General features: G+C 61.3%; 20 protein-coding genes. 16 read left to right on the forward strand and 4 right to left on the reverse strand.

Features of this window, described 5'->3' with window-relative positions:
- The first annotated feature begins 16 nt into the window (after nucleotides 1-16).
- The 6 genes from BM235_RS19150 (at nucleotide 17) to BM235_RS19175 (ending at nucleotide 5886) form a co-directional block, all read left to right on the forward strand.
- Entirely contained in the window at nucleotides 17-925 is a 909-nt protein-coding gene (locus BM235_RS19150; protein ID WP_090116065.1) for an aldo/keto reductase, read from the forward strand.
- A gap of 95 nt (nucleotides 926-1020) precedes the next feature.
- Nucleotides 1021-1740, forward strand: a complete 720-nt coding sequence (locus BM235_RS19155; RefSeq protein ID WP_090115833.1) for a type 1 glutamine amidotransferase domain-containing protein — start codon at nucleotides 1021-1023, stop codon at nucleotides 1738-1740.
- Nucleotides 1737-2291, forward strand: coding sequence for a TraR/DksA C4-type zinc finger protein (locus BM235_RS19160; protein WP_090115834.1), 555 nt, complete (start codon nucleotides 1737-1739; stop codon nucleotides 2289-2291). The genes BM235_RS19155 and BM235_RS19160 overlap by 4 nt, the downstream gene beginning before the upstream one ends.
- A gap of 173 nt (nucleotides 2292-2464) precedes the next feature.
- A complete protein-coding gene (locus BM235_RS19165) occupies nucleotides 2465-4081 on the forward strand; it encodes a family 10 glycosylhydrolase (RefSeq protein ID WP_090115835.1) in 1617 nt (538 codons plus the stop codon).
- A 114-nt stretch (nucleotides 4082-4195) separates the two neighbouring features.
- The gene (locus tag BM235_RS19170; protein WP_090115836.1) at nucleotides 4196-4870 is read left to right on the forward strand and encodes a DUF421 domain-containing protein; all 675 of its coding nucleotides are present in this window, start codon (nucleotides 4196-4198) and stop codon (nucleotides 4868-4870) included.
- Nucleotides 4871-4953: 83 nt separating this feature from the next.
- Nucleotides 4954-5886, forward strand: coding sequence for a manganese-dependent inorganic pyrophosphatase (locus BM235_RS19175; RefSeq protein ID WP_090115837.1), 933 nt, complete (start codon nucleotides 4954-4956; stop codon nucleotides 5884-5886).
- A 111-nt stretch (nucleotides 5887-5997) separates the two neighbouring features.
- On the opposite strand, the gene BM235_RS19180 is transcribed toward BM235_RS19175, so the two are convergent.
- Nucleotides 5998-7011 (reverse strand): LLM class flavin-dependent oxidoreductase, encoded by a 1014-nt coding sequence (locus BM235_RS19180; RefSeq protein ID WP_090115838.1) that lies wholly within the window; start codon nucleotides 7009-7011, stop codon nucleotides 5998-6000.
- Nucleotides 7012-7216: 205 nt separating this feature from the next.
- On the opposite strand from BM235_RS19180, the gene BM235_RS19185 reads away from it, so the two are divergent.
- From BM235_RS19185 to BM235_RS19195, 3 genes are all read left to right on the forward strand, one after another.
- Nucleotides 7217-7759, forward strand: a complete 543-nt coding sequence (locus BM235_RS19185; RefSeq protein ID WP_090115839.1) for a GNAT family N-acetyltransferase — start codon at nucleotides 7217-7219, stop codon at nucleotides 7757-7759.
- The gene (locus tag BM235_RS19190; protein ID WP_090115840.1) at nucleotides 7756-8811 is read left to right on the forward strand and encodes a M42 family metallopeptidase; all 1056 of its coding nucleotides are present in this window, start codon (nucleotides 7756-7758) and stop codon (nucleotides 8809-8811) included. The genes BM235_RS19185 and BM235_RS19190 overlap by 4 nt, the downstream gene beginning before the upstream one ends.
- A 79-nt stretch (nucleotides 8812-8890) precedes the next feature.
- On the forward strand, nucleotides 8891-10756 hold the full coding sequence (locus BM235_RS19195) for an LTA synthase family protein (RefSeq protein ID WP_090115841.1): 1866 nt from the start codon (nucleotides 8891-8893) through the stop codon (nucleotides 10754-10756).
- A 33-nt stretch (nucleotides 10757-10789) separates the two neighbouring features.
- Here the strand turns inward: BM235_RS19195 and BM235_RS19200 are convergent, their stop codons facing one another.
- The gene (locus BM235_RS19200; protein WP_090115842.1) at nucleotides 10790-11437 is read right to left on the reverse strand and encodes a metal-dependent hydrolase; all 648 of its coding nucleotides are present in this window, start codon (nucleotides 11435-11437) and stop codon (nucleotides 10790-10792) included.
- Nucleotides 11438-11562: 125 nt separating this feature from the next.
- Between BM235_RS19200 and BM235_RS19205 the strand changes: the two genes are divergently transcribed.
- A complete protein-coding gene (locus tag BM235_RS19205) occupies nucleotides 11563-11835 on the forward strand; it encodes a YqkE family protein (protein WP_090115843.1) in 273 nt (90 codons plus the stop codon).
- A gap of 75 nt (nucleotides 11836-11910) precedes the next feature.
- Here the strand turns inward: BM235_RS19205 and BM235_RS19210 are convergent, their stop codons facing one another.
- Entirely contained in the window at nucleotides 11911-12633 is a 723-nt protein-coding gene (locus BM235_RS19210) for a PsbP-related protein (protein WP_090115844.1), read from the reverse strand.
- A gap of 307 nt (nucleotides 12634-12940) precedes the next feature.
- Between BM235_RS19210 and BM235_RS19215 the strand changes: the two genes are divergently transcribed.
- The 3 genes from BM235_RS19215 (at nucleotide 12941) to BM235_RS19225 (ending at nucleotide 16899) form a co-directional block, all read left to right on the forward strand.
- Entirely contained in the window at nucleotides 12941-13534 is a 594-nt protein-coding gene (locus tag BM235_RS19215; protein WP_090116066.1) for a TVP38/TMEM64 family protein, read from the forward strand.
- A 30-nt stretch (nucleotides 13535-13564) separates the two neighbouring features.
- On the forward strand, nucleotides 13565-14455 hold the full coding sequence (locus BM235_RS19220; RefSeq protein WP_090115845.1) for a radical SAM/SPASM domain-containing protein: 891 nt from the start codon (nucleotides 13565-13567) through the stop codon (nucleotides 14453-14455).
- A 404-nt stretch (nucleotides 14456-14859) separates the two neighbouring features.
- Nucleotides 14860-16899 (forward strand): acyltransferase family protein, encoded by a 2040-nt coding sequence (locus BM235_RS19225; protein ID WP_090115846.1) that lies wholly within the window; start codon nucleotides 14860-14862, stop codon nucleotides 16897-16899.
- A gap of 92 nt (nucleotides 16900-16991) precedes the next feature.
- Here the strand turns inward: BM235_RS19225 and BM235_RS19230 are convergent, their stop codons facing one another.
- Nucleotides 16992-17447 (reverse strand): Dps family protein, encoded by a 456-nt coding sequence (locus tag BM235_RS19230; protein ID WP_090115847.1) that lies wholly within the window; start codon nucleotides 17445-17447, stop codon nucleotides 16992-16994.
- 209 nt (nucleotides 17448-17656) lie between these two features.
- Here BM235_RS19230 and BM235_RS19235 point away from each other — a divergent pair, with 209 nt between their 5' ends.
- From BM235_RS19235 to BM235_RS19245, 3 genes are read left to right on the forward strand one after another with little or no spacing between them, the layout of a single operon-like run.
- Complete coding sequence (locus BM235_RS19235) at nucleotides 17657-19084, forward strand: aldehyde dehydrogenase family protein (protein WP_177244258.1); 1428 nt, start codon at nucleotides 17657-17659, stop codon at nucleotides 19082-19084.
- 21 nt (nucleotides 19085-19105) lie between these two features.
- Entirely contained in the window at nucleotides 19106-20911 is a 1806-nt protein-coding gene (locus BM235_RS19240) for an ABC transporter ATP-binding protein (RefSeq protein ID WP_090115849.1), read from the forward strand.
- Nucleotides 20895-22808, forward strand: coding sequence for an ABC transporter ATP-binding protein (locus BM235_RS19245; protein WP_090115850.1), 1914 nt, complete (start codon nucleotides 20895-20897; stop codon nucleotides 22806-22808). The genes BM235_RS19240 and BM235_RS19245 overlap by 17 nt, the downstream gene beginning before the upstream one ends.
- The last annotated feature ends 5 nt before the right edge of the window (nucleotides 22809-22813 follow it).

Consider the following 22813-nt stretch of genomic DNA (forward strand, 5'->3'; position numbering starts at 1 on the left):
GGGGATGGCATTGCATTTGGAAAAAAGAACGCTGGGCCGCACGGGCTTGAAGGTAACGCCGATCGGATACGGATCCATGGAGCTGCGCGGCGACCGCGTATGGAGCGGTCGGCCGGTGGACGACGCCGAGGCGGGACGCGTGCTGAACGAGGTGCTCGATCAAGGCATTAACTTTATCGACACGGCTTATTCTTACGGCATCGCGGAAGCATTGATCGGCAAGCATCTCGCCCATCGCCGGGACGAATATTTGCTCGCGACCAAATGCGGCCGCGAAGTCATCGACCGCGGCGATCATGTCGACACGCCCCATTGCTGGGATCGGCGTTTTCTGGCGGAGAGCTTCGACGAGAGCCTGCGGCGGATGAAAACGGACTACGTGGATCTGCTGCAGCTGCACGGGCCGATGCCGGAGGATGCGGAGCGCGAATCGCTCGTCGCGTTTCTGAACGGCCTTAAGGAGGCGGGAAAGGTGCGCTGGATCGGCATCTCCAGCTTTTTGCCGGCCGTGCCGCATTTTATCCGCGCCGGCGAGTTCGATACGATCCAAATGCCATATTCGGGTCTGGAACGCGCGCACGAGTCGCTGATCTCCGAAGCGGCCGCCCAAGGCGCGGGCGTCATCGTCCGCGGCGGCGTCGGCAGAGGCGAGCCCGGCGCGGGACTTGGCCAGCAGGACCAGTGGGAATTTTGGGATCGCGCCCGCGTGGACGAGCTGCTGGAGGAGGGAGAGAGCCGAACGGGCTTCATGCTGCGCTTCACGCTTAGCCATCCGGACATTTCGACGATTATTATCGGGACGAAAAACCCGGCGCATCTTCGCGACAATGTCGCGCAAGCCGCGCGCGGCAAGCTGCCGGAGGACGTTTACGAGGAGGCGAAGCGCAGATTGTCGGCGGCCGGCTCCGTCGTCGCGGAAGCCTAGTCGGCAAGCGATCTTCGCGCGCAGGATTATACAGCTCTCCTAGGGGGTAAGAAAGGAGCATAGCTATCCATTCTGCCACCTGGGAGTGATAAAATATGAATCAAACGAATCGCGTGCTGATCGTCGTGACGAACGGCAAACAGCTGGACGGCGGGCCGCTCGCCGGCGTATGGTGGTCGGAAGTCGCGGAGCCGATCGAGGAATTCGCCGCGCGGGGCTATGAGGTGACGATCGCGAGTCCCAAAGGAGGCGAAGCCCTGGTCGATCCGGCAAGCATGAAGGACGCCGGCGATAAGGCGGAGCATTCATATAGAAAATGGCTGTCGGACACGATGCCGCTGCGCAAAGCGAAAACGCAGGATTACGAAGCGATTTTTCTCGCGGGCGGCCACGGGGCCATGTTCGATTTCCCGCATGACGTCCATTTGCAGAACCTGCTGACGGACTTCGTCACGGCGGGCAAGCCGATCGGCGCCGTCTGCCACGGCGTCGCCGGCCTGGTAGGAGCGAAGCTCGACACCAGCAACCCGCTCGTAGAGAACAAGACCGTCACCGGGTTTACGAATGCGGAGGAAGCGCAGACCTCGCTCCAGGGCAAGCTTCCTTTCCTGCTCGAGACGAAGCTGAGGCAGCTGGAGGCGAAGTTCGTGGCGGGGCCCGACTATGCCGAGCACGTCGAAGTCGACGGCGGTCTCGTGACGGGACAAAATCCGGCGTCCTCCCGGGTGGCTGCGCGTGCGGTGGCCGATCTGATCGTCGCCGACAAACCGCTTGAGCATCGCCAAGGCCGCGTGCCGGGAGGTGTGGCGCGATGAACGGACTGAACGAAAAGCAGCTCGCCAAGCTGAAGGAGCTGCTGCTGGCGGAAAAGCACGAGATCGATCGCCATTTCCTCCTGGAAGCGGACGACGGCGCGACGACGATCACCGACGATACGGGCGAGCTGTCTTCTTACGACAATCACCCGGCGGATCTGGGTACGGAGACGTTCGAGCGGGAGCGCGACGCCGCGATCGACCAGCGATATTTCGAACGCAGGGACGACGTCGAACGCGCGCTCTCCAAAATGGAGGACGGCACGTACGGTCTGTGCGAGATCAGCGGAGAGCCGATCGGCTTTGATCGCCTGGAGGCGATGCCTGCCGCCCGATACAGCATCGCGCATGTCCCGAGCGAGGAGACGGCGACGGGCGAATATCGGCCGGTGGAAGAAGACGTCATGACGCAGCCGCCTTCGGGCGCCGGCGAGCATCGCCAGCGGCAGGCCGGACGCTTCGACGATGCCGATGCCTGGAAGACGCTGGAGGAGTACGGCAACGCCTCGGATACGCAGGCGACCGGCCTCGAGAACAATCATAAACGTTGATCGGCTCGCGCGGAGAACGCGCGAACACGGCGGATGAGAGCTTTCTCATCGCGCCGTGTTTTTTATTTTAGCAACAATTGGCGGGCTTTGTCGTCTATACACCATAGAGTCGATAGCTCCTATCGATCACAACTTGGTGCTTGGAGGCTGTACGATTGAAACGGATTGTTAAAATGGCGATGCCGCTGTTGTTCGCGCTGCTGCTGAGCTTGCCGACGGTGCATGCGAGCGCCGCCAAGCTCGCCGACATCACCGTCTATCTGGACGGCGTGAAACTGCCTGCCGACGTTCCGCCCTATATAGACCCCAAAGCGGGGGCCACGATGGTGCCGATCCGCACCGTAAGCGAAGGCTTGGGCGCATCGATCCTATGGACGCAAAAGACGCAGACGGCCACGATCGCGAAGGACGGGGACACGATCGTCCTGACGAGCGGCAAGACGACGGCGGCCGTGAACGGCAGCGCGGTTCCGCTCGATGCGTCGGTACAGAACAAGGCCGGCCGTATTATGGTACCGCTTCGCTTCATCGGCGAAAATCTCGGTCTAGACGTCGTCTGGGATCCGGCGGTCAGATCGGTCATCATGCGCTCGAGGAGCGGCGGCGAAAACGAAGGCGAAAACGGAGGCGGCGAACAGGGGGGCAACCAGGGCGGCAACGAGGGCGGCGGCGGATCGACGAACGAAGGCCTGCGCGGCGCCTGGATTTCGACCGTCTACAACCTGGACTGGCCGTCGACCGCGGCGTCCGGCAACGAAAACAAGCAAAAGCAAGAATTTTCGGCCATGCTGGACCAATTTCAGCGGATGGGCTTGAACGCGGTATTCCTGCAGGTGCGTCCCGCTTCGGACGCCTTGTACCGATCGTCGCTCGTGCCTTGGTCCAAAGTGCTGACAGGCACGCAGGGGCGCGATCCCGGCTATGATCCGCTGGCGTATCTCGTCGAGGAGACGCACCGGCGGGGCATGCAGTTCCATGCCTGGTTCAATCCGTTCCGGGCGAATACGGACACGAAGACAGCCGCCCTCGCCGGCAACCACGTGGCGGTGCAGCATCCCGAATGGATCGTGACGACGGGCACGACCTCCTACATCAATCCGGGCATACCCGAAGCCAGGCAGCACATCATCGATACGATCATGGAAGTCGTGAACGGATACGATATCGACGGCGTCCACCTCGACGATTATTTTTATCCGTCGAGCGGCGTCTTCAGCGACGACGCGACGTTCGCCTTGCACAATCCTTCGGGCATCTTGCTCAAGACGGATTGGCGGCGGGACAATATCAATGCGTTCGTGCGCGATCTCGGCGTCTCGATCCATGCGGCCAAGCCGAGCGTATCGTTCGGGATCAGTCCCTTCGGCGTCTGGAGGAACGCCGCGGCCGATCCGACCGGCTCCGACACGAAGGCGGGGGTCACGGCCTATGACAGCATGTACGCCGACGTGCGTACGTGGATCAGGCAGGGCTGGATCGATTATGTCGCTCCGCAGATTTACTGGAGCATGTCCAACGCCGCCGCGCGATACGACAAGCTCGTCGATTGGTGGTCAAGCGAGGTCGCGGGCACGAGCGTGAAGCTGTATATCGGCCATGCCACCTATAAGCTTGGCACGACGGAGGCCGGTTGGCAGTCGGCAGGCGAGATCGTTAATCAGCTTAAATATAATGCCGCGCATCCGATGGTGCAGGGAGATGTTTACTTCAGCGCATCGTCGCTGCTCAAAAATACGCTCGGCATCGTACAGGCGCTCCAAAATTATTACGTTCCGAACACGAACTCTTAATCTTTTGCGAATCCCCCGACATTGACGTCCGGGGGATTTCTTTATGGTTAAGGGTCAGATCTTAACGGGTAATGAGGGACAATCGCCGGGTTCGGTTGAAAGGAGTGTTTGTCCATGATTGAGATGATCGCCTTTAAGCTGATCATCGCGATTTTCGGTCTTTGGATCATGACGCGCTTGCTCGGGAAGAAAGAGATCTCGCAGCTGACCGCTTTCGATTTTGTGTCTTCTCTCATGTTAAGCGAGCTGGTCGGGAATACGATCTACGACAAGGACGTCAAGCTATACCATTTGCTGTTCGCGCTTGCGCTCTGGACCTGTCTATCCATCGGCCTCGAGAAGCTCAGCATCCTATTTCCGCGCCTGGGCCGTCTTGCGAGCGGCAAACCTGAACTGATCATACATAACCGTAAGATCATTTATGCCGCGATGAGGCGCAACAATCTGGATTTCGAGCAGCTCCATGCGATGCTCAGGCAGAGCGGCGTATTCGCGATCAGTCAGGTGGAATACGCGGTGCTGGAGACGAACGGCAGCCTGAGCGTCATGCTGAAGTCCGATGTCGAGGAGGGAGAGCGCGAAGACCTTCAGCCGCCGACCTCGGAGGTCGTGCTTCCGGTAGCGCTCGTCGTTAACGGACGGGTCGACGCCGCAGGCTTGCGGGATCTCGGCAAAGACGGCGGATGGCTGGTCCGCGAGCTGCTGAAGCATAACGTTGAGGACGTCAAAAAGGTGCTTTACGCCGAATGGAGCGAGGGGGAGGAGCTGTACGTGCAGCTCAAATCCTGACAAAAGAAGGCAAGCCGACTTGCTTGGCCCGCTTCAAGTGCGTTATAATTTTGTAGCCAATTCTATTAATGAGGAGTATGAAGATGGGAAAAGTATTGATCTTCGGACACAAAAACCCGGATACGGATACGATCTGCTCCGCGATCGCTTACGCGGCGCTGAAGAACAAGCTCGGCGTAGACGCTGAAGCCGTTCGCCTGGGCAACGTCAGCGCCGAGACGCAGTTCGCGCTCGATACGTTCGGCGCGGCCGCGCCGCGTCTCGTCGAAGCCGTCGCTTCAGAGGCGAAGCAAGTCATCCTCGTCGACCACAACGAACGTCAACAAAGCGCCGCCGATATCGACCAAGTGCAAGTGATCGAAGTCATCGACCACCACCGGATCGCCAACTTCGAGACGAGCGCGCCGCTGTATTACCGTGCCGAGCCGGTCGGCTGCACGGCTACGATCCTTAAGAAGCTTTACAAGGAAAACGGCGTCGAGATCGAAAAGAACGTCGCGGGCCTGATGCTTTCCGCCATCATCTCCGACTCCTTGCTCTTCAAGTCGCCGACCTGCACGCAGGAAGACATCGAAGCCGCTCGCGAGCTGGCCGAGATCGCAGGCGTAAACGCCGATACGTACGGCCTTGACATGCTGAAGGCGGGCGCGAACCTGATCGACAAGTCGATCGACGAGCTCGTCGCTCTCGATGCGAAGGAGTTTTCGATGGGCTCCGCCAAGGTCGAGATCGCGCAAGTGAACGCGGTCGACGTGAACGACGTGCTCTCCCGCCAAGGCGAGCTCGAGGACAAGCTGAACGGCATTATCGCGGCCAAGGGCCTCGACCTCTTCCTGTTCGTCGTGACGGACATCCTGAACAACGACTCGGTCGGCGTCGCCCTCGGCAAGTCCGCAGCGGTCGTCGAACAGGCATACGGCGTCAAGCTCGACGGCAACAAGGCGGTCCTGAAAGGCGTCGTCTCCCGTAAATCGCAAATCGTGCCGGTATTGACGGACACGTTCAACAAGCAATAATCGGACCGGTCGCGATTTTTCGATCGCGGACCAGCAGAAGAAGCCGCCTCGCGAGGCGGCTTCTTTGCGTCATGTATTCGAAAAAGCGGTCATGCAGCAAGGCAGGGACGGTCAAGCGCGGTCTAGCGTCAGGCCGAACGCTTCGGCGACGAGGCGGTACGAGCGCAGCCGCGCCTCGAAGTTATGCGTCACGGTGACGATCATGAGCTCGTCGATGCCGAGGCGCTCGGACATCTCTTCGAGCTGCCGCTTGACGGACGCCGGCGTACCGACGATTCGGCGGTGTGCGCCCGAGGCGATCCGCATCCGATCGTACTCCGTATACGGATAAGCCTCCGCAGTCTCGACGCTCGGGAAGCGGTCGAGCAGACGCCCGTTCTCGAGCGACAGGAAAAACAGCTCGGTGCTTGCGGCCAGGCGGCGCGCTTCCTCTTCGGTATCCGCGCATATGACGTAAACGGCCGCGAGCAGCTTCGGAACGTCGTTTAACGCGGACGGCTTGAAGCGATCTTTATAATGCTGAACCGATACTTCGCTGTCCGGAACGCCGAAAAACTGGGCATAGCCGTAGGCGGCTCCGATCTCCGCGGCGATCGCGGCGCTGCCGAAGCTCGAGCCGAGCAGCCAAAGCTCGGGCGTCGTCGGGATGGAGGGCGAGGCCGTCAGGCCCTTGAACCTGTGCTTTTCGGGCAGCGCGTCGTTCAAGTAGCCGATCAGGTCGGCCACTTGCTGCGGATAATTGTCGATATGAGAAATCTTGCCTTCCTGCAGCGCGCGCGTAGAGATCGGCATCCCGCCCGGCGCGCGCCCGAGTCCGACGTCGATGCGGCCCGGATGGAGCGCCTCGAGTACCCTGAAATTTTCGGCGACCTTGTACGCGCTGTAGTGGGACAGCATGACGCCGCCAGAGCCGACCTTGATGCGCTGCGTGTTCGCGGCCAGGTGGGCGATCAATACTTCGGGGCTGGAGGACGCGAGGGCGTGGGAGGCATGATGCTCCGCCACCCAATAACGGTAATAGCCGAGCCGATCCGCTTCCTTAGCCAGCTCGGTCGTCTCTCGAAGCGCGTCGGAAGCCGTGCGTCCTTCTGCGATCTGCGACTGATCCAATATGCTTAATTTCATGAAGCCTTCACCTCGGCGTTCGGATTTGTTCGTGCTAGAATGCGTCTTTTATCTGTGATTTATAATCGCACATTTAAAGTGAAAATGCCAGCGCCCATTATTCGCAAGGCGAAGAGGGAAATGCGCGCATCCGCGACGGTTGGACTTTTCAAATCCGGTGGACTAATATTATGGAATAAAAATCGGACTCGCGGGAGGTGCCGGGATGGAGCTGACGCTGCAGGACAAGCCAGACGATTCGAGTTGGCGACAGGCGCTTGCTCTTTATCGAGAGGCCTTTCCCGCCGAGGGACGAAAGCCCGACGCGATCTTGGAACGCATGTTCAAAAAGCGCATCAGCATGCTGGCAACCGGCATCGAAGAAGGCAAGATGAAGGCGATGGCCATTTGCGGCGTCTTGGCCAAGCCGAAACTGCTGCTGATCGATTATTTGGCTGTTCGCGCGATAGATCGAGGCCAGGGGACCGGTACGCGGTTCGTGTCTATGATCGCCGAGTGGGCAAAATCGCAAGCGCTGGATGGTCTATTGATCGAAGCGGAGGCCGACGACACGCAGGAAAATGAAACCCGAGTCCGATTTTGGGAGAAATGCGGGTTCCTGCGAACGGAATACGTCCACCAATATATTTGGGTTCCCGAGCCTTATCGCGCGCTGGTTCGTTACTTCGAACCGGAGCGCTTTGCGACGCCGGACGGCGAGGCGCTGTTTCGACATATCAGCGAGTTTCACGGGAGGTCATTCAGATGAAGGAATCCGTATATCGGTCGCTTGACCGTGATTATATTATTGCTTGGCTGGCGCGACTGCTCGGCTGTCCCAGCCCGAGCGGCTATTGCATGGAGATCGCCGCGATGCTGCGGGACGAGTCCGCGAGACTTGGCTACGCCAGCGAGACGACGCCCAAAGGCAACGTGATCGTCACCGTGCCGGGCCGCGAGGCGGGGCAGGCCATCGGCTTGTCCGCCCACGTCGACACGCTCGGCGCGATGGTTCGATCGGTCAAGGCCGCCGGCGCGCTGCGGTTCACGCCGATCGGCGGCTATGCGATGCAGACGGTCGAAGGCGAGTATTGCACGGTGCATACGCGCGACGGCCGCCGATACGAGGGGACGGTACTGTCGACGAAGCCGTCGGTTCACGTGTATTCGGACGCGCGGGAATGGAAGCGAGAGGAAGAAAACATGGAGATTCGGCTGGACGAGGACGTCCGTGCCAAGGACGACGCGCTAGCGCTCGGCATCGCGCCGGGCGACTTCGTGTCTTGGGATCCCCGGACCCGGATCTATCCGAACGGTTGGATCAAGTCGCGCCATCTGGACGACAAGGCGAGCGTCGCCGCGTTGTTCGGGCTTCTCGAATGGTTGAAGCGCACGGGACAAGCGCCGGTCAGGACGCTTAAGCTCGTGTTCTCGACGTACGAAGAGGTCGGTCACGGCGCCGCCTGGATTCCCGCCGACATCGAGGAGCTGATCGCCGTAGATATGGGCGCGCTCGGCGACGATCTGTCCGCGACGGAGCGGGACGTATCGATCTGCGCCAAGGATTCCTCAGGGCCTTATGATTACGGGATGACCACGCGTCTAGTAGAACTCGCGAAGCGGGAGGGCATCCCGCACGCGGTCGACATTTACCCGCATTACGGCTCGGATGCCACCGCCGCGCTGCGCGGCGGCGGCAATATCCGCGCCGCGCTCATCGGTCCCGGCGTGCATGCCTCGCACGGCATGGAGCGCACGCACGCGGACGCTATACTGGGAACGGCGGCGTTGCTGATCGCTTATGTCACGGATGAAAGGTAAACGAAATGGCAGCTTCGAAACCAAAGCGAGCCGAGTGTCCGCGTTCGCCGGACCGCGCGGCGGAAGGGCACCGATCCGAATGCCCCTTCGGCTGCCGGCGGCTTACCTGATCCTGACCGCGTTGCTCTGGATCAAGATGGCGCTGCTTCGTTATTTCACGTTCGGCGAGATTGCATGGCGCCATGTCGGCGCCGACGCCGCCGCGGCAGCCGTGCTGACAAGTCTCCTGGCTTTGCTTCTGCCGGGGCGCGGCCGCGGCGTCGCGTGCTGGCTTCTCGACGCGCTGGTCTCGACGGTTTTGTTTGCGGCTACGCTTTACTTCGCTCATTTCGGCTCGATGCCGACCTATACGGCGCTGCTTGAGCTGCACCAGGTGCCCCAGGTTCAGGCCAGCGTACAGTCGACGATGGACCCGCTCTATTATTTGTTTTTCGCCGATTTGCCCGTCTGGGTAGCTGCGGGCTTCATCTTGCGGAAGCTTCCAATCATGCGCGACGCTTCCATGGCATACGGCAGATGGGTGGCGGCGATCGCGCTCGTCGCTTGCGCGGGCATCGTCGCAGGCGGCGTCCGACAGGGCCTCGGCATCGACAACGAGCTGGCTGCCGCCGACAGCGAAGGCTTCCTGGGCTACCAGGTCATCGCCGCGATCAAGGCGGACCGCGAATCCCGCCAAGCATCCGCGGCAGACCTCGCGCAGACCGTGAGCGAGGTCGAAGCGCTGCAAGCTTCGTTTCCTTACCGAAAAAGCGCAAGCGCGGGCAGCGCGCCAGCGCATTTCGGCGAAGCGGCCGGAAGCAACCTGATCGTGCTGCAGCTCGAGGCGTTCCAGAACTTCCCGCTTCATCTAAAAGTCGGCGGTCAAGAGGTGACGCCCGTCCTGAACGAGCTGGCGGACGAATCGTATTATTTCCCGCGGGTCTACCAGCAGATCGGGCAGGGCAACACGTCGGACGCCGAATTCATGGCGAACACTTCGATCTATCCGACCGCGAAGATCGCGATGTCCACGGGGTACGGCGACAGAGCGTTGCCGAGCCTCCCGAGGCTGCTCCAGCAGGACGGCTACAAGGCGTTTACGTTCCATGTCAACGACGTCAAGTTTTGGGATCGCAACCGGCTGTATCCGGCGCTTAACTTCGATCGTTACTTCGACAAGCCTAACTTCGTAAACGATCGCTTCAACGAATTCGGGGCTTCGGACGAAGAGCTGTATCGCTTCGGGCTCGAGGAGATGGCCAAGACGAGCGCGGCGGGAACGCCATTCTACGCGCAGTTCGTGACGGCGTCCAGCCACTTTCCGTTCAAGGTGCCGAAAGACCGCCAGCGGCTGCAGGTGCCCGAATCCCTTGAGGGCACGCAGCTAGGCGATTATTTGATCGCGGCGAATTATACGGATTATGCGATCGGCCAATTGATCGAAGGGCTTAAAAAGGAAGGATTGTGGGATCGTACGACGCTCGCAGTCTACGGGGATCATTACGGGCTGCAGCCGGACGACAACGATCCGGCTTGGGTCGGCAAGGAGCTTGGAATCAAATACGACTCGCGCGTCTCCCGTTTGAATATCCCGTTTATCGTCCATACGCCGGGTCAATCGGGCGGGCAGCGGGTCGAGCAGGTCGGCGGCCAGCTCGACATGATGCCGACGATCGCCAACCTGCTCGGGAAAAAGCCGCGCGACGCGGGCATCGTCGCTTTCGGTCAAGACCTGTTGAACATCGACCGGAACGTGGTCGGCAGCCGCTATTATTTGCCGACGGGCTCGTTTTTTAACGACGAGGTGCTATACGTGCCGGGGACGGGCTTCGACGACGGCACGGCGGTGTCGCTGGATACGATGGAGCCGGTCAAGGACTTGTCGCCGTACCGAAGCGACTACGACTATATCATGAAGCTGATGGGGCTTTCGGACCGATACGTTCGATTGCTTCCGAAAAGGTAACAAGCGGCATGAGCTTTGCGCATCAATGAAGCATTAAAAGAAGGGCAGCTTGATCGACTTGCGGTAAAGCGGATACAGCCATTTGACGCCGAGCGAGGTCAGCGTATCGGCGACCAAGTGAGACGCATAGCCGGCCGCCGCGACGACGGCGATGCCCGGGATGTCCCGCTCGGCCTCGAGCTCCCGGCCGAGCCAGTACCAGAGCGCCAGCGCCCATACGGTATGGGTCATGCCGCGGTGCTTGAGCCAGGGCGCCCATGCCGTATAGGCGCCGAGGCCGATCAGCCAAGTCTCGCCGCTCCGGGCGCCGGCGACGGCCAGTCCGATGCCGACGAGGGAGACGAGGCCGTTGCGGATCGTGCCCGAGGAGACCGACATGAGCACGAGCATTAGCGGGATGCCGATCCAGCCGAGCACAGCCGGCACGGCTTGGCCGGTCGCGTACAAGTAGAGCGCGGCCGCGGCGGCGATCACGCCGCCGCCGAGCGCGCCGCGGTGGATCGCCCTGGAGAGGCCGCCGAGCTTGGCGCTCAGCATGTTCGTGCCGTCCAGGTCGGGGGCGAGCGCGGACATGGCCGCCGCCGCGACATAGGCGGCGGATTGGACGGGGCCGGGCGGATAATAGCAGGCCGCGGCCGCGCCGACGACGAGACCGATGACGAGATGGGTGGAACCTTTCATGAAGAGAACCTCCGTATAACTGGATTGCAGATCGCATGGACAGGCATGCGAACATTTGTTTGATCATTATACCTGCAGGACGAAGTTTCCACAACCGCGCTATAATACGAATAGAGGTGATCGCGATGGCGAAGAAAAAAGCGGGCGCGCCGCGTCGGCCGGCGACCAGGCAGGAAGAACCGAGCGCGTCGGGGTCGACGCTGAAGGAGCTGCTCAGCGCGGAGACGCTGCAGAAGCTGAAGGCGCATGCGGATTCGATCAAGGAAGAGGACCGCAAAAAGGCGGAAGAAAAGCGCGCGGCGGAGGAGGAGGCGAAGCGGGCCGAGGAGAAGCGGCTCGCCGGCGACTTCGGGCATCTGCTGGACAACAGCCGTCTCGACTGGAAATCGTTCAAGTAGGAGAGAGCTAGGCGAAAAAAGGGACCGACACCGCGCATAGGCGGCGATCGGTCCCTTTGGCGTTTTTCCCTGCCATTATTCGTAGGAGAGCGTGTCGATCATTTCGCCGACCGTATCCTGATATTTTTCCAAGTTGCCCGGCTCGGCCGTGTAGGTGACGATATACGCCTTGTCGCCTTCGATGATCGCGGCTTGCTGCCAATGCAGATCGTATTGGCCTTGCGTGCCGGTATACTCGAGGAAGAAGGCGTGGTCTTCATCGGATTTTTCGGAGCTGACGAGCTTAAAGTCCGTGATCATTTTTTCAAGCGCCTTCTGCGTCTCGTCCGCATATTGATCGATCGAGCCCGTGGCCGCGCTTCCCAGTTCCTGTACGACCAGGGTCACGTTTTCTTTGAAGGGATCCGCATCGCTATCGGCAGGCGACAGAAACGCCGCGCTTACGCCCTGAATGTCGGTCTGAACGGTCCAATCTTTCGGATATTGAATGCTGTAGCCGTCATCGGCATCCTCGTACAGCTGAAAGCCCGATTTAAGCTCCCCGGACGGATGAGCGGCAGCCTCGGAGGCGGAGCCGGTATCCGTACTCGCGTCAGGGCTAGCGCTGGCGCTTGCTTCGATGCTCGCGCTTGGACTGGCGGGGAGGCTCGCGGTCGCGGTCGCCGTGGCGGGCGGGCTCTCGGTAGACGAAGGTTCGTTATTGTCGCCGTTGTTCCCGCACGCGGCGAGGATTAGCGCCAGACCCAGCGGGGCGGTCCATTTAAAGTAAGAGTTCGTTTGTTTGGCTTGCGTTTTCATGGTTTTTCTCTCTCCCTTGTTTTGAGCGGATGTTCAAAGCAGATAAAAACAGTACCTTGTTGAATGTACACCGCTACGCCGTATCGAAAACGCAAAAACGCGGTTTTAAGGAAATCTTTAGTGAAAAAAGCTGCCGCGCGATCGGAAACGATAGCTTCCTATGCATCGAACGGTCCTGTCCCGCGTATAATCCTTTTGCTTGTATGCCCGCCATCATGGTAAGGTACAAAGAGAGCCTGCGAGCGGAAACGGTTATGCGGCGCAAGAATAAGAGAGAGAGCAAAAGGGGGAACGGGGTTTGAGCGATATGTTCAACAACGCCATAGACTGGCTGCTGGAGACGACCAATCTCCAGGGATTCTATGTGCTGCTGCTCACCGTGCCTCTGGCGATCATACAAGGATTTTTCGGCATTTTTCCTTTTTCCACGCTAATCTTTTTGCAAATTTCCGCATTGGGCCTGGTCAACGGCCTGATCACGAGCTGGCTCGTCGGCATCGTCGCTTCTCTGGTCGTCTATTACGCTTGCAAGTATTTGTTCGCGGACTGGTTCGACCGCAAGATGAAGGCGAAGGCAGGCCGTTATGAAAAGTGGCAAGGCTATTTCATGAAATACGGCGTATGGTCGATTATTTTTTTGCGCACGCTGCCGATCATGCCGAACAACGTCATCTCGTTCATGGCGTCGCTGTCCAAGATTTCCCACCGATCGTACATGGTATCTTCGCTCGTCGGCGTCATGTCCCACATTTGGCTGTTCGGCATCGTCAGTTCGTCGATTTTATTCCCGGAGACCGATATCGGGCTGTTGATCGGTTCCTATTTATTGTTCTGCGCGGCGCTGACCGGCATTTTCGCGGCGCAGCTGCTGCGGGAGCGCAGAAGGGCAAGAGGCGTCTGACGACGGACGCGCAGAAGGAGCGACATTCGTTTGAAAAGGTTTAAAAAGTTTTATATCGAAATCACGAGCGTATGCAACCTGGCTTGCTCGTTTTGTCCGCCGACCGAACGCAAGGCGAAGTTTATCCGGATCGAGGACTTTGCGCATACGCTAGATCAAGTCAAGCCGTTTACGGACCATATTTATTTGCACGTGAAGGGCGAGCCGATGCTTCACCCGAAGCTGGATCAACTGATGGATCTGAGCCACGAAAAAGGGTTCAAGGTCAATCTGACTACAAACGGCACGCTGCTGCACAAGGCGGGACCCAAGCTGCTCGGCAAGCCGGCGCTGAGACAGATCAACTTCTCGCTGCATAGCGAGGGGCCGCATATGGACGAGCCGAACAAGGAAAATTACGTGCTCGGCATCCTCGCGTTCGCGAAGGAAGCCGTGCGGACCGGGGGCGTCACGATCTCGCTGCGACTGTGGAATCTGGAGACGGACAACGCGGAAAACGCGGCGCGAAGCCGCAACCGGGACATTCTCGCGCTCCTCGAACGGGAGTTCGGCCTCGCGCGTCCGATCGAAGAGAGCTGGGAGCGGGGCAAAGGCTTGAAGCTGGCCGACCGCATCTATTTGAACCAGGATCACGAGTTCAAGTGGCCGGATCTCGCCGAGCAGGAGGACGAGGGCAGGGGCTTCTGCCACGGGCTTCGCAATCAGGCCGGCGTGCTGTCCGACGGCACGGTCATTCCTTGCTGCCTGGACGGCGAAGGCGTCATTAATCTGGGCAATATTCACGAGCGGCCGTTCGCCGAAATTATTGAAGGCGAGCGGGCGCAGCGCATGTACGACGGTTTTTCCCGGCGCGAAGTCGTCGAGGAGCTGTGCAGGAAATGCGGCTACAGGCAGCGCTTCGGCATCCAGAGCCGCGCATGAACCGCAGATGAATCGAGTCTAAGCCTCTTTCCCGGCAACTGGGGAAAGGGGTTTTTTGGTATACAAAAAACATTAAAAAAATCTTACTTTACCTTGAACATTGGACAGGGGTACGACGTCTAATGTTTGAATGTCAAAAACAATGGAAATTTGTCCGATTCGCGGGACAAGGGGAGGGATGCCGGAGCAGTCGCATAGTCGGATGTTAGACCGAACGCAGCGCTAGTCCTTGACACGCAAGTGACCGCTAGAACGCCGCATGATCAGGCATCGCCCGGGCATTTCGCGCCGGCAAAGGCAACATCCCCGTCAACGGGGCGCTAACGTACGATCGCAAGTTTTACCGAGGTTCATTCAGGTTTTTATAAGCAAGTGTCAAGAGCTGCCAAAGGAGTCCGCTAAGCATGCATACAACTAAATCAGAACCATCCCGCTACATGCCGGGTTTGGATGGGCTTCGGGCGATCGCGGTCGTCGCGGTCATCGCCTATCATCTGGACTTCGACTGGGCCTCGGGAGGCCTATTGGGCGTCGGCGTGTTCTTTGTGCTGTCCGGTTACCTCATTACGGATCAGATCGCCTCCGAGCTTCATTGGGAAGGCCGGCTGGACCTGAAGCGGTTCTGGATGCGCCGCGCCCGGAGATTGCTGCCCGCCATGCTGCTCGTCATGGCCGCCGTATCGCTTTATCTTCTGTTATTCGACCGTGACCGGCTGCCGTCGCTGGCAGGCGACGTGTGGTCGGCCGTCACTTATACAAGCAACTGGTACTTAATTTTTCATCACGTGTCTTACTTCGAAAGCTTCGGACCGCCCTCGCCGTTCGGACATCTGTGGTCGCTCGCGGTCGAAGAACAGTTTTACCTGCTCTGGCCGTTGCTGCTGCCGGGGGCGGTCCTGCTCCTCGGACGACGGGGCAAGACGGCCTTGGCCGTCATCGCGGCCGCAGCCGCGTCAGCCGTTCTGATGGCCGTGCTCTACGTACCTGGCGCAGATCCGAGCCGTATTTATTACGGCACCGACACGCGCGCGTTCGGGTTGCTGATCGGCGCGGCGCTCGCGCTCGTGTGGCCGAGCGCCAGGCTGTCCGCGGGATTGTCCAAGGGCTACCGCATCGGCCTCGATTCCGTAGGCGTTGCCGCGCTTGCGGCCATCGTGCTTATGATGCGGTACACGAGCGAATACGATCCTTTCCTATACCGGGGCGGACTGGTTCTGCTGTCGCTCTGCGCCGCGGCGCTCGTCGCCGCGCTCGCTCATCCGTCTAGCCGGCTCGGCGCCTGGCTGGGCTGCGGACCGATGCGCTGGATCGGCAAGCGATCCTACGGCATCTACCTGTGGCATTATCCGGTCATCGCTTTGTCCGGGAAGCAAGTGAACACGGACGGACCCGAGCCGCTGCGCATCGCGCTTCAGCTCGCCGTCAGCGTCGCGCTTGCCGCCTTGTCCTACCGTTACGTCGAGAATCCGATTCGCCGCCGCGGCCTCGCCGCCGTCAGGGATGGCTTATTCGCTGTCGCGGCGAGCTTCGCGAGCGGCTTGCGTCCTGGACGTTCGTCCGCGCCGAACCGCAGGGCCGCGTGCCTGTCCGTCGCGGCGCTGATCCTGCTTTGCGTGTCTTGCACGGGCGGCGCGCAGCCGCTAGGACAAGGCAGCGCAGCCGCCCCGTCGGACGGGGCCGCGGGCGTTATCGTCGACGCCGGCATCGGCGCCGGCGATCATTCGGGCGGCGCCGGGACTGCGGTCGGCGCCGGGGGAGATGGGGGCGCGGACGTGCGCCCCGCGAATGATCACGTCGGCACGTCCGAACCGACGGCAAAGCCGACGCCTAAGCCGACGACGTCGGCATCGGCGAAGCCGCCTGCGAAGCCCGTGCGCTCGCCTTCGCCGACGCCGAAGCCGTCCGGATCTCCGGCGCCGCAGCAAGGCGCAGGGGCCGGAGAGGGAAGCGGCGGCGCTGAGGCGCCGCGCAGCGGAAAAGGCATTACCGTCATCGGCGACTCGGTCATGCTGAACGTGAAGCCGTATCTGGAGGCGCAGCTGCCTGGCATCGTCGTCGACGGCGAGGTCGGCCGACAGATGCGGGAGGCGCCGGACGAGATCGATGCCCTCGAGAGCAAGGGGCAGCTCGGCAGCCGTGTCGTCGTAGAGCTGGGTACGAACGGCTCCTTTACGAAAAAACAGCTGACGAAGATGCTCGACGCGCTTGGCGATGCGGACGAAATCATTTTGATGAATACGCGCGTCCCCCGCAAATGGCAGGATACCGTAAACGACATGCTGGACGAGATCGTCTCCGATTATCCGAACGTCTCGATCGGCGACTGGTACGGCGAGAGCGCGGGCCACGACGAATATTTCGGCAAGGACGGCGTACATTTGGGGAAAACCGGCTCGCAGGCATACGCGAAATTGATTGCGGACCTGCTTGGGACGAAGCGTTAATTGCCTAGCGGTTAACGTATGAGCATAGGAAACGAATTTCGCTACAAATTCAAAAAAGGCCGCTCCCTTCGTGGGAGCGGCCTTTTGAATGTTTATTTGCCCAGAAACGCATTCAGCATCCAGATCGTTTTCTGCAGGTCGGCCGTCTGGCCGATGAACAGGTCGGCCGTCGCTTCGTCGCCGGCCGCTTGCGCCGATTCGATGCCGGCGGCGAGCTCGTCTGCCAGCTTGGCATAGTCCGCAATGACCGCGCCGACCATCTGGGCGGCGGATTCGCCGCCAGCAGCCTCGTCGACCGTTGCGAGCGAAAGGCTTTCCTTCAACGTCGAGACGGGGCTGCCGCCGATGGCGAGGAGGCGCTCGGCGATCGCGTCCATGCGCTCAGCCGCTTCGGTATACAATTCCTCGAACTTCGCGTGAAGGGTAAAAAATTCGCTGCCTTTCACGTACCAATGGAAATGATGGAGCTTCGTGTACAGCACGGTCCAGTTGGCGACTTGCCGGTTCAGGACGACGCTCAGCTTTTCGGCTTGTTGGGTTGCGGACATTCGGAATCCCTCCATATATTATATTTAGACTTAATCTAAGTTCTGAAGTGATCATACCACAAACGCCATCGCCGAAGCATGAAGATCAGATGAAGATGGCTTCGCTTCGATCATCCGCTTTTTGCTTTTGAACCGCATCGCGGCAAGTGCTATTCTTGGAAGTATGGTTGTTTAACATGCTTTTTATGAAGGAGCGATGCAAGATGAGCGTGCGCAAGCACCTGTGGATCGGCGGCGCCGAGCGCGAGACGAAGTCGTACGTCAAATTAACGGCTCCTTACGATGGAGAAGAGCTGGCGGAGATCGCCGACGCGGCGCCGGCGGACGTGGATCTGGCGATCGCGTCCGCGGCGGATGCCGCGAAGACGATGCGCGCGATGCCGGCGCACCGCCGGTCGGCGATCTTGGAGAGGCTGTCTGACCTGTTGACCGAGCGCAGGGAAGAAGCGGCGCGCATCGTCGCCCGGGAGGCGGCGAAGCCGCTAAAGGCCGCTTACGCGGAGATCGACCGCACGGCCGCGACCTATAAGTTCGCTGCCGAGGAGGCCAAACGGCTCCATGGCGAGACCGTCCCGATGGACGCGGCGCCGGGGGGCGAAGGACGCATCGCTTATACGCGACGCGAACCGATCGGCGTCGTCGGCGCGATTACGCCGTTTAATTTTCCGATGAACCTGGTCGCCCACAAGGTCGGCCCCGCGCTTGCCGCGGGCAATGCGGTCGTGCTGAAGCCCGCGCCGCAGACGCCGCTGTCGGCTTTTTTTGTCGCCCGGCTGCTCCATGAAGCGGGATTGCCAGGCGGGGCGCTGAACGTCGTGACGGGCGACGGCAAGCGCGTCGGCGAGCAGATCGTCGCGGACAGGCGCGTAGGCGCCGTGTCGTTTACGGGCAGCGCTGCCGTAGGCGAATCCATACGGGCCCAAGCCGGCCTTAAGCGGGTGACGCTCGAGCTCGGCTCGAACAGCGCCGTCATCGTCGACGACGACGCGGATCTCGATGCCGTGGCGCGCCGCTGCGCGGAAGGCGCATTCGGCTATCAAGGCCAGGTATGCATCTCCTTGCAAAGGATATACGCGATGGCCTCGGTGGCCGACGAGCTGGCCGCGCGTATCGCGGATGCGGCCTCGAAGCTCGTCGTCGGCGACCCGCTCGATCCGAGGACGGATCTATCGGCGATGATCGCGCCCCGGGAGGCGAAGCGCGCCGCCGACTGGATCGACGACGCCGTAAGCCGCGGCGCCATGCTGCTGGCCGGCGGCGCGCCGAGGGGCGGCTTGCTGCCGCCGGCGGTGCTTGCCGACGTGCCCGACGATGCCGTGCTGTCTCGGCGCGAAGCGTTCGCCCCCGTCGTGCTGGTGAACAAGGTCCGTTCGATCGCGGAGGCCGTGAGCCGCGCGAACGATTCGGATTACGGGCTGCAGGTCGGCATCTATACGAACCGGATCGATGCGGCGATGCAGGCGATGGAGGACCTCGTCGCCGGCACGGTGCTCGTGAACGACATCCCGACCTTCCGGCTCGACCATATGCCGTACGGCGGCGTCAAGCAGAGCGGATTGGGGCGCGAGGGCGTTCGCTATGCGATCGAGGAGCTCACCGAGCCGAAGCTCTTGATTTGGCGCTCGGCGGGCAAGTAGACGGGCGGGGAGGCCAGCGAGTTGCATTATTTGCGCAAATACCTGTCGAAATACGGCCTGCTTTTTACGCTGTCGCTCGCGCTCGTCGCGCTTGAAGGCGTCTGCGACCTGCTGCTGCCGACATTGATGTCCCATATGATCGACCGGGGCGTGCTGACGGGAGAGTTGAACGTCGTGGCGCAGTACGGCGTCTGGATGCTGGCGATTACCGCCGCAGGCGCGCTCTCCGCGCTCGGTCGCAACGTCGTCTCGAGCCGGGTATCCCAGCGGTTCGGGGCGGATCTGCGCGGCGATCTGTTCCGCCGCGTCCAGTATTTGTCCCTCCGCGACGCGGACCGCTTCGACCGGGCGTCGCTCGTGACCAGGCTCACGAACGACGTTACCCAGGTTCAAAACTTCGCCAACGGCATGATGCGGATATTCGCCAAGGCGCCGCTCCTTTGCGTCGGGGGACTTTTCATGGCCGTTCGGCTTAATCCGCAGCTGTCGCTCGTGCTCGTCGTCGTCGTGCCGATCGTTATTTTGCTTATCGTTTTGAACATGCGCGTCGGATTCCCGCTGTTCCTCAAGGTCCAAGCGGCGCTCGACCGGTTGAACGGCGCGATGCGCGAATATTTGTCGGGCGTGCGGTCGGTCAAGGCGTTCAACCGCTTCGGCTACGAAGCGGACAAATTCGAAGCGATCAACGGCGAATACCAGGCGCGTTCGACGACGACGCTCCGCGCGATGTCCGGCTTCGGTCCGGCGATCGCGCTCGTCGTCAACCTGGGCGTCGTCGCCATCGTCTGGCTTGGCGGCATCCGGGTGGACGAAGGCGGCATGCAGGTCGGTAACATCATCGCCTTCGTCAACTATATGACGCAGATTTTATTCTCGCTGATGACGATCTCATGGGTATTCAACATGTTCATCCGCGCGCGGGCTTCGTCGGGACGAATCTCGGAGGTGCTCGCGCTGCCGGAAGGGGAATCCGCTTCCAAGCCCGAGGATCGGGAGCCCCGAGAGACTGTAGGCGCTGCAGCGACCCGACTTCGGACGCCATCTGCATCCGAAGCTTCCGCAGCTGCGGCAAGCGTCTCATTCGAGAACGTCGGATTCTCTTACGAGGGTACGGACGGGGAGCGCGCGCTGCGCGGCGTGACGCTCGAATGCAAGCCCGGAGAGACGCTCGCCATCGTCGGATCGACCGGCGCCGGCAAGAGCACGCTCGTGAATCTGGTGTCGCGCCTATACGACCAGACGGAAGGCATCGTGCGCATCGGCGGCGTCGATCACCGGCTGCTGGACGTATCGGACCTCCGCGAAAAGGTGGCGATCGTGCCGCAGCGCACCGTGCTGTTCACGGGCACGATCGCCGACAATTTGCGTTGGGGCGACGAGTCGGCGACGCAGTCGGAGCTGGAGGCGGCGGCCAAGTCCGCCAGCGCCCACGACTTCATCATGGCGCTTCCGGACGGCTACGAGGCGATCCTCGGCCAGGGCGGCGTCAATTTGTCCGGCGGCCAGAAGCAGCGGCTGTCCATCGCGCGCGCCTTGATCCGGCGCCCGCAGATCCTGATTCTCGACGACTGCACGAGCGCGCTCGACGCCGTCACGGAGAGCAAGGTCAAGGCGGCGCTCCGAGCGAACGGGTCGAAGCCGACCTGCCTGCTGAGCGCGCAGCGCATCTCTTCCTTCATCGATGCCGACCGGATCGCCGTGCTCGACGACGGAGAGCTGGTCGGACTCGGCACCCATGAAGAGCTGCTGCACGGTTGCGGCGTGTATCGGGATATTTGCCGCTCGCAATTCGGAGAGGAGGCGATTCCGCATGCCTCAGGCATCTAACGGATCAAAAGCACGGACTCCGGCGCCAGCCGTACCGGTTCGCGGACCCGGCGGACCCGGAAGCCCGGGCGCTTCGGGGGCGGGACCGCGGGGGAGAGGGCCCGTGCAGAAGCCGAAGGCGTTCGGCGCGACCGTCCGCCGCCTGCTGTCTTATCTTCGGACCGAGCGAAGGCTTCTCGCGGTCGTCTTCCTTTTCACGCTCGCGAGCGCAGGAGCCGCGCTCATCGGCCCGTACTTGATCGGCCGCGCCATCGACGCGATGCACGGACAGGGAAGCGTCGACTTCGGCGCGCTTCAAGCGCTGATCGCGTTAATGGCCGCGGCTTACGCGATGGACGCTTCTTTCACGTTCGTTCAAAGCTGGCTCATGTCCGGCGTATCCCAACGCGCCGTGAGCAAGCTGCGGAGCGGCCTGTTCGCCAAGCTGCACGGTTTGCCGCTGTCTTACTTCGACACGCGCAGGCACGGAGAGATCATGAGCCGGCTGTCCAACGACATCGACAACGTGAGCACGAGCCTTTCGCAGACGGTCGTGCAGCTGATGTCGGGCGGCGTGGCGATCGTCGGCTCGCTGGTCATGATGCTCGTCCTCAGCCCGCTGCTCACGCTGGCCGGTCTCGTGACCGTGCCGCTCGTCTACCTGCTGGCGCGCATCGTTACCCGTAGGACGGGCAAGCTGTTCAAGGAACAGCAGGCCTACCTCGGCAGGCTGAACGGGCAGATCGAGGAGAGCGTCACCGGCCTGTCTCTCGTCAAAGCGTTCGGCAGGGAGCGCCGTTCGGTCGCCGAGTTCGACGAGGTCAACCGCAACTTGAGCGAGATCGGCATCCGGGCGCAGATCTGGTCGGGGCTGCTCATGCCGCTGCTCAGCGTGATCAACAACATCGGATTCGCGACGGTGGCCGTCGTCGGGAGCGTGCTGGCCGTCAAAGGCCACATATCGGTCGGCGTCATCGCCAGCTTCTTAAGCTATTCGCGGCAGTTCGCAAGACCGCTGAACGACATCGCGAACGTATACAACGTGCTTCAATCCGGCGTTGCCGGCGCCGAACGCGTCTTCGAGGTGCTGGACGAGGCGGACGAGACCCGCGACCGTCCGGGCGCGGCGGAGCTCAAGCCCGGGGCGCTGAACGTCGTCTTCGACGACGTGTCGTTCGGCTACGATCCGGCGCGTCCGATTCTAAGCGGCGTGAGCTTCGAGGCGGAGGCGGGCAAATGCATCGCGCTCGTCGGCCCGACCGGCGCCGGCAAGACGACGATCGTACAGCTGCTGAACCGATTTTACGACGTCACCGGAGGCGAGATTCGCATCGGCGGACGCGATATCCGCGACTATACGCGGAGCAGCCTGCGCAGCGCCTTCGGCGTCGTGCTGCAGGATACGTACCTTTTTTCCGGGACGATCCGCGACAACATTAAATACGGCAATCCCGGCGCGAGCGACGAGGAGATGATCGAAGCGGCGCGGCTCGTCGGCGCGGACGCCTTCGTCAGGCGCTTGCCCAAGCGCTACGACACGCCGCTTGCCGAGAACGGCGGCAGCCTGAGCCAAGGGCAGAAGCAGCTGCTCGCGATCGCCCGCGTGATGCTGGCTCGTCCGTCGATCCTGATTCTGGACGAAGCGACCAGCAGCGTGGACACCCGGACCGAACTTCAGATCCAGAAGGCGCTGCTGACGGTCATGCGGGGACGTACCAGCTTCGTGATCGCCCACCGCCTCAACACGATCCGGGGAGCCGACCAGATCCTCGTCGTCGCGGACGGCGGCATCGCCGAACGCGGGACGCACGAGGAGCTGCTGGTAAGCCGCGGCGCTTACTACCGCATGTTCGAGAGCCAATTCGGCACCGGAGCCGCCCCTGGGCTGTCGGGCGAGGCGTCGGCGACGGGAACTTGACTCTA

It is taken from the genome of Cohnella sp. OV330, assembly GCF_900112065.1.
Taxonomy (GTDB): domain Bacteria; phylum Bacillota; class Bacilli; order Paenibacillales; family Paenibacillaceae; genus Cohnella.

Excerpts from the sequence above, each read along its gene's own strand:
- BM235_RS19155 (WP_090115833.1), top strand. The coding sequence starts at position 1,021 with ATGAATCAAACGAATCGCGTGCTGATCGTCGTGACGAACGGCAAACAG.
- BM235_RS19160 (WP_090115834.1), top strand. The coding sequence starts at position 1,737 with ATGAACGGACTGAACGAAAAGCAGCTCGCCAAGCTGAAGGAGCTGCTG.
- BM235_RS19165 (WP_090115835.1), top strand. The coding sequence starts at position 2,465 with ATGGCGATGCCGCTGTTGTTCGCGCTGCTGCTGAGCTTGCCGACGGTG.
- BM235_RS19170 (WP_090115836.1), top strand. The coding sequence starts at position 4,196 with ATGATTGAGATGATCGCCTTTAAGCTGATCATCGCGATTTTCGGTCTT.
- BM235_RS19175 (WP_090115837.1), top strand. The coding sequence starts at position 4,954 with ATGGGAAAAGTATTGATCTTCGGACACAAAAACCCGGATACGGATACG.
- BM235_RS19180 (WP_090115838.1), bottom strand. The coding sequence starts at position 7,011 with ATGAAATTAAGCATATTGGATCAGTCGCAGATCGCAGAAGGACGCACG.
- BM235_RS19185 (WP_090115839.1), top strand. The coding sequence starts at position 7,217 with ATGGAGCTGACGCTGCAGGACAAGCCAGACGATTCGAGTTGGCGACAG.
- BM235_RS19190 (WP_090115840.1), top strand. The coding sequence starts at position 7,756 with ATGAAGGAATCCGTATATCGGTCGCTTGACCGTGATTATATTATTGCT.
- BM235_RS19195 (WP_090115841.1), top strand. The coding sequence starts at position 8,891 with ATGCCCCTTCGGCTGCCGGCGGCTTACCTGATCCTGACCGCGTTGCTC.
- BM235_RS19200 (WP_090115842.1), bottom strand. The coding sequence starts at position 11,437 with ATGAAAGGTTCCACCCATCTCGTCATCGGTCTCGTCGTCGGCGCGGCC.
- BM235_RS19205 (WP_090115843.1), top strand. The coding sequence starts at position 11,563 with ATGGCGAAGAAAAAAGCGGGCGCGCCGCGTCGGCCGGCGACCAGGCAG.
- BM235_RS19210 (WP_090115844.1), bottom strand. The coding sequence starts at position 12,633 with ATGAAAACGCAAGCCAAACAAACGAACTCTTACTTTAAATGGACCGCC.
- BM235_RS19215 (WP_090116066.1), top strand. The coding sequence starts at position 12,941 with ATGTTCAACAACGCCATAGACTGGCTGCTGGAGACGACCAATCTCCAG.
- BM235_RS19225 (WP_090115846.1), top strand. The coding sequence starts at position 14,860 with ATGCATACAACTAAATCAGAACCATCCCGCTACATGCCGGGTTTGGAT.
- BM235_RS19230 (WP_090115847.1), bottom strand. The coding sequence starts at position 17,447 with ATGTCCGCAACCCAACAAGCCGAAAAGCTGAGCGTCGTCCTGAACCGG.
- BM235_RS19245 (WP_090115850.1), top strand. The coding sequence starts at position 20,895 with ATGCCTCAGGCATCTAACGGATCAAAAGCACGGACTCCGGCGCCAGCC.